Here is a 12,088-nt window from a genome sequence, read left to right on the forward strand (position 1 = left end):
TGGAGTGCAGGAACAAGCCGTTGTCGTATGCGACGGCTCCGTTCGACCCGGAACCGGCCACGTAGGTGTATCGCGTCTCGGTCGCGCTGTCGCCGGGTTCGTAAACGTCGCTCAGATACTCCGCTATGGCGTCGTCCACCGTGTAGACGCGGCACCACGCACCGATGAGGCCGAACTTCTCGCGCGGGTCCTCCATCTTCCGGTTCGGGTCCTGGACGGCGCGGGCCTTTTCCTCGCTCTGGTAGGGGAGTTGTGCGAAGTCGTCCCAGTTGGGGCACTCGGTCAGGAACTCGTCTCGATCCAGCACCTCGCCGTCGTTGCGGCGCAACCAATACTCCTGATCCTTCGAGATCGAAGGTTTGAACATGGTCTGCGTGTATCGGAACGACACCAGGTCGGGGATCTCGATGGCTTCTTCTGGATCGTCTGCCAGTTGCAGGGCCAAGAAGCGGGCAATTGCGTTGAACTGCACCTCGTCCATCCGGCCTTGTACCGGGAAGATCATGCGCACGCGCGGCTTCTCCGGGCAGTGCTTCCGACTCGTGTGCATCAACCACGCGTACTTGTTGATCGCCGCGTTGTGGATGATGTTGTCCAACTGTTCCGGTGTCACCGTGTCGATGTCATAAACGATCATAGTGCGGCCCAGATTGTGGGTCGCTTTGCGTCTGCCTTCCTTGAATAGCGCGGCCAGCCAGTTGCCCGGTGCGCGCTTCTTCTCAAGGGTCTCATCGTCGTTCAACTTGAGATACTGTGCATATGTGCATTCGGTATCCACGAGGATGTTCTCGCGCTCGAAGCGCTCATAGAATCGGTCCCATGTCGTGCACTTGGTCTTCACCTTGCCTAGGCCGGTTCCGACCCCATCGCTGTATTTGACGACATATTCTTCAAGCCCCACTGGGGCTGCGGTGTGCTCTGTCATGTTGGCCTCAAAGAAACAATTGAGCTTCCGAACTTGGGAGACAATTGACCGAGGCGCATCTCCAAAAAAAAGAAATTTTTGGGAGACGTTTACAGCCAGTCAGTTTCGTCGTCGTCAAAGGCTGCTACAACTTCAAGCCCAAAATAGTCGGCCATTTGTCGTCGCTTTTTCTTGTTTGACCAGAGTTTACCGACGGCTAGGGAGTTCATTTCCGGCATGTTGCACCGTAGTGCAGCTTCGGCGACGATTTCGCAGGCTGCGGTTCCAGTGTCGCGACGTTTTGATAAATCCTCTGTCGGCACAGCGCTGCGCGTTGGTTTTATCTCGTATGCCCTCAGCACTGCGCGCATGGCCATTAGAACAATGATATCACGATCCCACTTTTCAGGCCGACCAACGGGTTTTGCGGGTGGCTCTATTTCAACAGAAAGAACCTCATAAACCAGGTCTTTCAGTTGAGTAGGCCAATCAACGTTTGCTTCATGCCTCAACCTCGCAACCTCCAAGGCGAGGCGATATACGCCCCTTTCTCTTCTCGCGCGCGCGCACAGTTCACCAATTGATTCCGGGTTGAGCTTTGGATAGCTCCCGTCTTTGCCCGATAGATCGATGCCGAACTCGTTCATGGCATTCACATAGTTTTGACCATATGAAAGGTGAGAATCCTGCTGAAGCCTCCTGATTTCGTCATATGCAAGCTGAATTGCCTGCTCCCGTTCGGTGGAGCTGAGTTTCATTGATACCGTCTTCACCTTCCGTTCGAGCAACGCACTGCCATTGCAATACAAAGGCCGTGACACCTTAGCGCATTCACGAGGGGTACCTTGCTTGGAACCGCTACCAGCGCAATGAGTGATCGTGCGGCGCTAATTTACCCAACGAGGGCCCTGTTGGCTATCGATCCATCTGTTGGTACGGTTGTTGGTAAAACGATGCAGTTTTCTCTCAAAATTCTGTATTTGCAAAATAAATTATTCCGGTACTCGCCTCCAATTTATGAACTATCGTGTATGGTTTTGTTGGCTCGTCACGGAACTATGTTGCTTAGAACCTGCTCCTACCCTTTGTGGGTTGAACTTGCGATATCCGCGCACCAGCAGCTTTCACGTAGAAGACCGCCACTCTTCCTAAAAAGTCCCACAACAACCCCGGCAGCACTCCTGAGTTAAGCAACTGCAAAAAACTACTGCAAGTCCACCAGTCGCTCAAACAACGCCACCACGTGGTTGAAGCGAAACACAAAGAGCGCTCGCGTCGAGCGACGCTCCGGCAATAAGCGCGTCTTGGGTCAGTTCTGCCACAGCAGCGCGGGGCGTCTGCGCGTCACCAAGCGTGCCGGCAATATCTTCTTGGCTTAACGCAGTCGTCACCCCCGGAGACGCCAGCAGGAAAACGTCCCGCGGTTCCACTTGCCCAATCGCAATGGACGGAGTCGCGGTTTGGCCTGCGCCAAGCGCTTGCGTGACGACCCCGCGCAAGCGTGTGTCGATATGTGGACGGTTCAGCGCATAAAGCGTGCCCTGCCGAAACAGAAAAGCGCTGCAATGCCCCACCCAAAGCACCGCGTAACGTCGCGCTTGCACGAGCAGGACAACCGCTGCGGCGGCCACGGGGTCCTCGGTGGTTGTCGCCATGGCGCGGCGCGCCGCAAGGCGGGTGTTGGCCGACCCGAACTTTCCCTTCGCGACAGAGATCAAATCACTCATGGAAAATGGATCGGCAATGTCTTCGAAAACAGGCACTAGACCCTTGATCTGCGACGCCAACGACGGCGCCGCGCCAATGCCGCTGAGCAAAGAAAATGCCTGCGCGTCTTTGTTGACAGCAACCGTTTCCGTCAATGCGGCACTGCGTGCGCCGCGGAGGCACGCGCTTGCGTGATCAGCTGTCAGCAGTTGGACTGCTGCGCCCCGTTGTGCACGTACTGGTGTTTCGTTGTTCGTTTCTGTCAACTGCAATTGCGCCTGCGGCTCGGGCACATCTGCGGCGGCATCTGGCGGCCCCATGAACATGGCTGCAAAGTCTTGGGGTGCGGGCAAGGCGCGGGTCAAATGCGCGCGCGCACCATCCGTTCCAGTCCACCAATAGGCTGTGGGCGCATCGCCATCGGCATCATCCGGTGCCGCGAGGTTGGGCAAGGGGCCAAAGGGCAAGGCATCGACATCATGCGCGAGGCTGCCCGGAAGGTCGGAGGCCTGCAAACACGACATCACCAACGCCTCGGCTGCGTCAAAAAACAAAGGATCCTCTGTCAGCGCCATGGGATCGCGCCGTCCCAGGTCTGGCCGGGCCGCGGCCACGACAAGCGGGAAGTACCTACCGACGCGGTCAACCGAAGGCATCATGACGCCCGCGACGGGCTCGGACCCGTGGATCCCCGCCTCCAGCACAAATCGCCAGACCGGCGTGACCAGAAAGGCATCTAGCCAATTCCGGCCAAGTTTCATCTGGCTTTCGCGCATGGCCGCGCGCAGCCAGTTGTCGAAAGCCGTCTCGATATCACGCGGCAGGCCCGCGCTTACGAAATCACCAGCCTGCGGTATCTTGCCAAAAAACCCGCGCCAGCCTGTACGGACGGGATCCGGGGCAATCGACATGCTTCAAAAGCCCTCCGGGCATCGAAAAGAGGAAAGCGCGGGCAACATGAACGGGTTGTTCACGCTACCCGACGTGATGCGGAACGTTACAGGCCGCTGATCCACCACAAAGGTCGCGTCGAACCTGTTGTCGTCTCTCGGCGTTGTCCGGGCCATGTCCAAAAGGCGGAACGGCGCCCAGGTGCCTGTTGCAGTCGGTGCTGTCGTCCTGTCCCCCGGCAGAAGCATCACGCTTGCAATGTCACCACCCTTTTCCGGCGGCCATACCAGCCGCGTGCCGTCCGACAGGTTTTGGCGGAACGCGGCGCGCGCGCTTCCGACAAAGAAAAGGGCCACGTTGGCATCGTTCGCGATGTCAATCAGGTCGACAGACAATTCGACCCGCGGCTCTGCGATCCCGTTGGGAAAGAACGCGTTTCGAATTGCCGCCGCGCGCTGGAATTGCTGCAATGCTCCGGCAGTGTCAGTTGGCCCGGCCAGACCGCCGCTGAACGTCCAGGGATCGGTCGTCGTGTCCACGATCTGAGCGAGATGTTCGTCGAAGAACGTCTTGAAAAGCCCGGTCGGTCCAAACATGGCAATAAAATCGCTGCGCGTGACTTCTGCGGAGGCCGCTGCACTGAAAGGGTAACGGTCGCTGACGGCACGGCGGCACGCCGCTGCCCTTTCCGCGCGCCACTGACGGTTGGCTGCTGCACGGGCCTGCCCGACGGAGGCTTCGGCAACGCGCGACGCGATGGTCACGACCCATGTGTCAGCGGGCGCATCCAGTTGCCTGCCTGCGGCCATGAGCGATTGTGCCGCGTCCCGCAAACCACTTTCAGACGCCAGCGCCGTGGCTGCGGCGGGATCCGGCATATCCAGACGATTGAGTTGTTGAAAAACCTCGTCATAAAGCGGCGTGAGCGCCGAAAGCGCATCGACCTCATTTCCGGCCTCGTCCGTTGCGCTTTCGAGTGAGCGGCGCAGCGGACCAAACGGGTCTGGTGCGGCTATGGGGTCAAAGGGCAATTCCGCCAAGTTTACCCCGGCTCCGCTGGCAGCACCGGTCAGGTTCGTCTGCACAACGATGTCCCGCACCATACGTCCCAGAGGATCTGAGGCCGATGCGAGCGCCGACATCATGTCTGCGGCGTCCCCGAGGCTATTGGTTTCTGCCACGGTGGTGTTTGCGATGGCTTCACGCCAGCGCCGTTCGAACTCGCTGTAATAAAGCGCGATCGCATCCAGCGCGATGTCCGTGGGATCGGCGCGCGTCGCCGCACCGGGCCCACGCACCCAGTCTTCGCTCGCTGCGACTTCGGACAGATAACCAAGCTGCGGGATGACGACCTCGCGATATCCCGCTCGCGTATACAGGCCGTCAACGCGTACGCCCGTGATGGCACTCGTAAATACGTCACCGGATTGCGGTCCGGCCACACTTGCCGCGCGCCAATCAGTCAGGCCACGCGTCGCTTCACGCACGGAAAGTAGGTCAATCACCCGACGCGCCGGGCTGCGCTCTGCCACGGTCTCACGCACGTCGGCGACCAGATGATCGTCTATCTCGAGGACGGGCAGCGTTCCCTTATCCAGCATCGCTGTGATGTGATCCTGAAGTGCCACACGCGTCGATTCACGTCCGGCACCGGAATACAGCTCTGCAAAGATGCGCTCCGATTGTGCGAGCAGACCATCGCGATCAATCGGGCCAAGACCTGCCAGTGACAAATAGTGTTTAAGCGTCTCGAAAGCGCGCGCTTCGGATGTCTCGGGGTCTTTCAAGATGTTTTGCAAGGCAACCATGTAGCGGGGCAGCAGATAAGCCCCCAGCGCGCGTGAATAGGCGGTGGAATGTCCCCGTTCGATGCGTGGGCGCCGGTCCATACCCAACCCGGCGCGCTGCAGAGGCAACGGACCGACCTCAACTGTGTCAAAGGCATCTGGACTGCCCGCGAGACGTTCAAGGGCCGGCAGGATACGCAGAAAATCCTGGTCCTCCACCTCGCGCACGGGGATGGCGTTGGTCAGGGTTTCGTACTCCGCAAGGCGCGTGTCGATGGATGCCAAGGCTTGTCTGTTGGCCATGTACCCCAAGGTCCAGCTGGCAAGGAAGAAAGCGCCGATCAGGGCGGCAACCGCGGCACCGACCGTCGTTGCAATCCTTTGGCGCCGTCCCACACGTTCATCTCGGGACACCAGCGCAGCCTCACCCAGAATCACGTCGCGGAACAGTCGCTCGACGAAATAGGTGCGGTTCATGGACGAAGCGGTGCGGGGAACGCCCGGGACCGATGCCGCCTGCATGGCTCGCTCCTGAGTGGCCGACCCGAAGTAGATGCCGCGCAACAGCGGTTCGGATACGGCGCCGGTGCCCGAAGACAACTCTTCAATGATTTCGCGCAGGGCATCGTGCAAGGCCGCCACCTGTGCTGGAAAGCGAAAAATCCGCCCACGCTCTGCAATGTCGGTCTCTTGCTGCAGCCGTTCGATCAGCATCGCGTTCAAGCGGGCAAGCAAGCTGTGAAACTCGCGCGAGAAGACGTCCGCGAGGTTGCCGTTGGCGGATGCCCCGCGCGTTTCCTCCGCCTCTCCATAGGGAAAGGTGATGCCCCAGACCTGCCGCCGCCCTTCTTGCCCGAGGGCATCAAAGAAACGGCCAAACCCGGTGAGACGGTCCGCTTTTGTCAGCACGACATAGACCGGCACGCGGGCCCCCAGCGCCTCTTCCATCTCGGTCAGGCGCTGACGGATGGCACGGATGTCGCGCAGGCGCTCTTCGGGATCCTGTGCCAGAAGGTCGGTCAACGACAGCGTCAGGATCGCGCCGTTGATCGGTTGACGGCGGCGAGTCTTTCGCAGCATTCCAAGAAAACCAAGAAAGCCCTCGCGATCACGGGCGCGCCCCGTCTCCTGCGTGGTATAGCGACCAGCGGTGTCGATCAGCACAGCCCGGTCCGTAAACCACCAATTGCAATTGCGCGTGCCGCCGACGCCTTTGACAGGATCGGCACCCTCGGCATCACCAAGGGGAAACTTCAGGCCCGAATGTGTCAGCAAGGTCGTCTTGCCAGCACCAGGGGCACCCATCATCAGGTACCACGGGTATTCGTAGGCTGCGCCAAATCGCCGTTTTGCCAGCCTGCGCATGGTTTTCAGCGCTGTGCGCAATCGATCTCGGAGGGCGGCGATTTCTTCGCGCGTCTCACCCGCCTCGATCTCTTCGGGACTTTCCGCAATCGCGTCATCTTCGGCCCGCGCCCGACGGCGCTGGCGCAACCAGGTAACTGCGGCATAGATCAGCCAAATGCCAACAACAACAGCGATGGCGATCAGACGCGGACGGAGCGGCGCCAGTGGATATCCGCCTCCGTATGGCAGTCGCGGCCCAAACATCCAGATGATGGCGCAGATGGCACCGACCCAGACCAAAGAGACGAAACGCGGCCCAAGAACAGAGACATAGGACGAGATATTGGACCGGAGCGAGGTCCACATGCCAAGCGGGTTCATTGCAATGCCTCCTCTGGCGCGGTCAGGCTGTCAGGGTCCGGCAATCCTTCGGTCAAGAGACTGTCCGGAACCCGTGCACCGGGCTCAAGCACTAGGATTTCGGTACGTCGGTTCGCCTCCCGCCCGGCCTCGGTCTCGTTCGTGGCGATGGGACGATCGGGCCCAAGACCATCAATGCTGATGCGCTGCTCTTCGACATACGGCAGCAGCAGATCGCGCACGGCGCTCGCCCTTGCTTGACTAAGGAAATAATTGTTTGGAAACGGTGCTGCCCTGATACCCACATTGTCCGTATGACCCAGCACGGTCACATCGAATGTCTCGGCAGCGAGCGCTTGGCCGATCCGGTCAAAGACGTCCAGAAACGCGTCTTCGATGGTTGCACTGCCGGACCCAAAGGCGCCGTTGTTGGCAATACGGACAAGAACAGCATCCTCGGCACGCAAGAGGCGCACAAGCCCCTCGTCCACCTCGGGCTGCAGAAAGGCGACAAACTCTTCGATAGGCGGTGTCTGAGGCACGCTTTCCGGAACTGGCGCTGGGACAATGACCGGTTCCGGTGCTGGCTCCGGCTCCGGCGCCGGAGGCTCAGGCAAAAACAAAGAGGGCGGACCGTCGGGCGGCAAGACCGAAAGCCGCTCCAATGTGTCGTCGGCTGCACGGTTAAGAAGAGATGTGTAAACGATAAACACAATAAGGAGCGCCAGCACCCCTGCCCCACACAGGAGCCAGAGCAAAAGCCCCGCGCGTATGGGGCTATGTGCCGCCTCCTCGCCGCGCCATTGCGGCGACAGATCACGCTCGACGATATCGAACTGTGTGCGCAGGGTACGGAAGAGGTTCTCACGCACCAGGGCCAACTCTGCCAACCCGCGCGAGGACACACGGGCGCGCCCCTCAAAGCCAAGCGACAAGCACAGGTAGATCAGCAGAAGAAGATCGCGGTTGTTGCGTGGGGTCTGTTGGAAATGGTCAAGCAGGGCAAACACCTTATCCCCGCCCAACACATCGTGGTGAAAGGTTGAAACCAGCCCTTCAACGGCCCATTCACTGCCCCAGTCGGTGTTTCGGATCACGTCGTCCAGTGTTGCGCATACGACGTAGTGCGCCGCCCTTGCCTGATCCGGTAGTGTGCCTGCTGCGGCCAGCGCAGCCTCGTACCGGCGCGCGGCTGCAGTCAACTCTCTGCGGAGTTCGGCGATCGCGGGCGGATTTTGGCCTGCACGCAGCGCATGCGCGAGATTCAGGAGCGGTGCCGCTTTTGCGACCATCTCTGGCAAATCGCCGCCCGTGAAACGAAAGCCATCCAGAATGTCGCCGACGGAAAGCTCGGCCTCAGGCGCTGGTGGATCGACATCTACGGCCTGTGGCGCTGGTTCTGCCGGAGGACGTACACCGCCCGGCGTGGGCAATACGATACGTGGCGCCTCGTCATCTTGGTCCGGCAGACGACGCGCAGCCTGATCTTTGTTTTTTCGGGCTTCGTTCGTCACCCTCTGATACCCCACAATTCAAGATCAATACCTGGAATGTCCGCCGCAAGATGGATGGCAAGCGCCCCCCCTTCTGTTGCGGCAGCCCAAAGATCGTCGGACGTTTCAAGCTCGAAATAGACGGATCCGGCGCGGAACGGCAGCTGCCGGGGCGCAACCGGAGAGGGGCGGATCGGGATGCCTGGAAGGGCGACGTTCACCAGTTCGCTGATGCGCTCCACCGGGCCGATCTTGATCTGGTTGGGCAAGGTGCGCCGCAGTTGCTCCACCGGCAATTCCGACCGCGCCGCGAGCACCATCGCCGCATCGGATTTCAGCCCTGCATCTGCCAGCATACCCACCCGTACGCCGTGGCGGCGCATTTCCAGCGGAATGGGTGTCGCCGATTGGTCCAGAACGGCGGACAGAGCCCGCCGCAACTCGTCCATCACAGGAGCGAACGTTGTTTCGGGGTCCATGTGTCCATAGGGTGGCAACTCGGGCGCGAGGCTGTCAGCCGCCGTAAACGTCGCCAGCTCCCCGGCCAGACCAACCAGTGTCGCGAACACCCGTTCCGGATGGATCTGACCAGCCTGCGCGTCGAGATGTGCCAGATGCGGCGTCGCCCGGTTCAGAGTTTGCAGCATCATGTAGTCGCCGATTTCCGCAGCCCCCCGGATCGACGGATCGCCAATTCGGCGGGCGATTGCAGCCGACCGGTGCCGTAGAAGGCCCACCAACTCGGTCAGATACCCTTTTAAACGTGGCATTGCGCCAACCTGAATGGTCGGCGGGATCATCGTTTCGTCCAAAATGACAGAGAGGTCGGCGCCCGTCTCGATCACACGCGCGACAGGCAGGCATTCAAAGCCTTCACGCTCGTCACTGTCGGTCTTGAGGGACAACTCCAGCCTGCCCACCTCAATCGCGGCAGTAAAGGACGTGTCCGCATTTGCATCCTCAGCCTCGTATTCGACACGCTTGTGTCGGGCCGCCCCATCCCCGACCGGGCCATACTCATCCTGCCCGGCCTTCGCCATACGTACCGCCAGATAGACGGTTGTAGAGCCCGACCCCTCGGCCAGCTGAACGGGCGCAGGCAGATCGGCGATGTCCGGCGCGGATACAGGCGTGCCATCTGGCAAAACGCACGACAGCGTCGACAAAGCCACGCGCCCCACACCAAGCGCCGAGCGGTCAATTTCCAAACGGGTAAAACCCCACGAATATGGGCTCATCGCCGCCGTACGGTCGCGCAGCATACGCTCGGTCCATCGGTCAGCCTGCTGAAAATGCTGTACCTTGAGGAACATGCCCTCGGTCCAGGCGACACGGTTGTCAGTCTTCACGAAACGTCTTCTCCTGTCATTTGCGCGGCACACCGCCTGGTGTGGGCAACGGGAACGGGGTGTTATCAGGCGTCCCGTCCTGTTCTGCTGTATGATTGTGCGCGCGTATCGCGGCACTTAGCGCGCGGTCCGAAAGCGGCGGATCATCAGACCCACCAGCAAAGCGTTCTTCGTAAAGCGCCCAGGCGCGGGCGGCTGTCCCGACCCGAAGCGCATTGGTCGCTTGTGCGCGCAGGCTGTCTGGATCAAGCGCCACGCGCGCAGCGGCAGCAAAGGCATATGCACCATCATGCGTGGCCGCGTGCGTTCGCTCCACCGCATCCAGTCGGGCCGTCAGGTCTGACAACGCACCCCCGCCCGCTTGCGCCGCGCCCAGAAGCGTTCGCACCGCATCACGCGGGGTTGACGCGACGGCTTCGCTGTTGTGTTCGGCGCCGCGGTTCAGAGCACCGCGTTCCATGGCGACAAGGCTGTCGAGCGCGATCCGCAACATCGCCCCAAATGTGTGCATTGTGTCCTGTGTCAGATCTTCAAGCTCATTGGCTGACAACCCCGCCCCGCGCAGGAAGGCGACGCCGTCAGGCCCGATGCAACGCTCCTGCTGCGTGCTTTGGCTGACCGCCTTGGCTGCAACCACGTATCCCGTCGCGCGGGATTGGCCGGAGCGTGCGTCCGCATCAGAGGGCACCGCGTCAGCAGCGTCCATGTCCCAATCATCAGGCAAGAAGGCCCCGCCTGAACGCAAGGTGTCGAGCGGGATGTCCCGCTCACCTTTTTCCGCAGTCACCTCGGCGCGGTGTTCGAAGCCCCCTAACCGATCCCAATCGGGGCGTTTGGCCGTGCCTTCGCCCGTCAGCCGGGCAATCCAGTCATCATCAGATCGCGCGGGCACCAGGCTTTCTGCGGTGATACCGCCTGGTGCTACATCGGCGAGGATCGCGCTGATGGTAGGGGCAGCGGTGGCACGCGCATCGGTCAAGTCCTCACGAAAGCGCGCCGCAATTCGATGCGCGCCTAACCCGATCACGGCGCCATCGGCAACCGAACGCGCCTCACCCGCCGACAAGGCCCGTTGATCCAGATGGGCGATACCACGTACGAGAACAATGTTTGCACCGTGACTGTCTGCAGTCACACGCAACTCTCCACCGCCGTCCTTGCCACGGGGCGGCAGAGACCACGTGGCGTCCGGAAACGTGCTGAGGGTAAAGGGCTGCCCCGCCTGCACGATACGTCGGTCGCCCGCATCAAGATGTTCGAGCACCAACGTCATGCACTCATCGCCTCTCTGCCGTCTATGATGGCTTCAGAACTGTCGCGGGTCGCATCTGCATCCCGTGCCCAGCTGTTCCAACCCAACCGGGGTTGTGGCCCACTGCCGCCCAGCTGCGTTCGGGGGATGTCACGCCGGTCCAGAACAACCTGGATGTCAAAATCGAGAACAGGTCCAATCGCAAACCGCACGAGCTTTGCAAAGTCCTGCAAGCGTGGCTGGCCCAGCTCCAACGACATAAAGTCGGCGTAGCGCACCGGCCCCACGACCAACCGGATCTGCCCGGTACGGTCCCGTATCCATGACCCGGTAGTTGCATCCGATCCCAGGCTGCGGCTGCCATCCAAACGGGTCTGTTCCACGTCCGGAACCTGTCGCCAGCGAGGTTGGAACTGCTTGATCTGGACCGGCAGGCCAAGGTGCCTGCGCGCAATCGCACCAAGCGCCACGGCCGAGCGTGTCCGCCCGGCAAGCAGACCCGCATGCACAAGCGTCGCGTCTTGCGTCAACGGGGCGCGCGCCTCTAGTCCCGGCGTTGCAAGGCCAATCAGAGCATGGAGCGCAGTGAGCACCTGGTTGGCTCGGCGCGGTGTCCATTGCAGCAACACCGGTAGATCATATCTTGCCGCAGCTCGGGCAAACAGGATTGCCAGCCGAGCCGAAAACAGGTCAAGAAAGGCACTCAGACCTCCGGCACGGCGCCGACGGTCCGCAGCCGCCAATTCAGTCCAGGCCGGCGGAAGCGGCGACAGCGGACCGACAAGCCCGGCAAAGCTCGCTTCGATCCTTATCTCCCTCGCATCCGCGGAAATGCGCGTGATGGCCGTCGGTGCCAGCGTACCGGTCGGGGGCGCAGTGATCTGCAACGGCACGCCCCGTCGCTTTGCTTCTTTTTGCGCCAACCTGAGCGCCGTGAGGGGCTCAAAGACATGCGGCTCCTGACACAGACGATCAAAAAGTGGATTCGCGGACACCAT

Annotated in this window: 8 protein-coding genes; all 8 read right to left on the reverse strand. The window is 61.0% G+C overall.

Annotated features, from left to right (window positions below; all coding sequences use genetic code 11):
* The coding region (locus tag FD715_RS08620; protein WP_223274795.1) for a hypothetical protein at nt 1-925 on the reverse strand (925 nt) is incomplete at its 3' end.
* Between the two features lie 89 nt (nt 926-1,014).
* Nucleotides 1,015-1,662, reverse strand: a complete 648-nt coding sequence (locus FD715_RS08625; protein ID WP_147108212.1) for a hypothetical protein — start codon at nt 1,660-1,662, stop codon at nt 1,015-1,017.
* Nucleotides 1,663-2,130: 468 nt separating this feature from the next.
* Nucleotides 2,131-3,522 (reverse strand): type VI secretion system-associated protein TagF, encoded by a 1,392-nt coding sequence (tagF, locus tag FD715_RS08630; RefSeq protein WP_147108215.1) that lies wholly within the window; start codon nt 3,520-3,522, stop codon nt 2,131-2,133.
* A gap of 3 nt (nt 3,523-3,525) precedes the next feature.
* Entirely contained in the window at nt 3,526-7,017 is a 3,492-nt protein-coding gene (tssM, locus tag FD715_RS08635) for a type VI secretion system membrane subunit TssM (RefSeq protein ID WP_147108218.1), read from the reverse strand.
* Nucleotides 7,014-8,510 carry a type VI secretion system protein TssL, long form gene (gene tssL / locus FD715_RS08640; RefSeq protein ID WP_147108221.1) on the reverse strand — a complete coding sequence of 499 codons (1,497 nt, stop codon included), beginning with the start codon at nt 8,508-8,510 and terminating at the stop codon, nt 7,014-7,016. Before tssL ends, tssM begins: the two co-directional genes overlap by 4 nt.
* Nucleotides 8,507-9,838 carry a type VI secretion system baseplate subunit TssK gene (gene tssK, locus FD715_RS08645; protein ID WP_147108224.1) on the reverse strand — a complete coding sequence of 444 codons (1,332 nt, stop codon included), beginning with the start codon at nt 9,836-9,838 and terminating at the stop codon, nt 8,507-8,509. The genes tssL and tssK overlap by 4 nt, the downstream gene beginning before the upstream one ends.
* A gap of 16 nt (nt 9,839-9,854) precedes the next feature.
* A complete protein-coding gene (locus FD715_RS08650) occupies nt 9,855-11,111 on the reverse strand; it encodes a hypothetical protein (RefSeq protein WP_147108226.1) in 1,257 nt (418 codons plus the stop codon).
* The gene (tssG, locus tag FD715_RS08655) at nt 11,108-12,088 is read right to left on the reverse strand and encodes a type VI secretion system baseplate subunit TssG (RefSeq protein ID WP_147108229.1); all 981 of its coding nucleotides are present in this window, start codon (nt 12,086-12,088) and stop codon (nt 11,108-11,110) included. Before tssG ends, FD715_RS08650 begins: the two co-directional genes overlap by 4 nt.

This window comes from Tateyamaria sp. syn59 (assembly GCF_007995245.1).
Lineage (GTDB): Bacteria > Pseudomonadota > Alphaproteobacteria > Rhodobacterales > Rhodobacteraceae > Tateyamaria.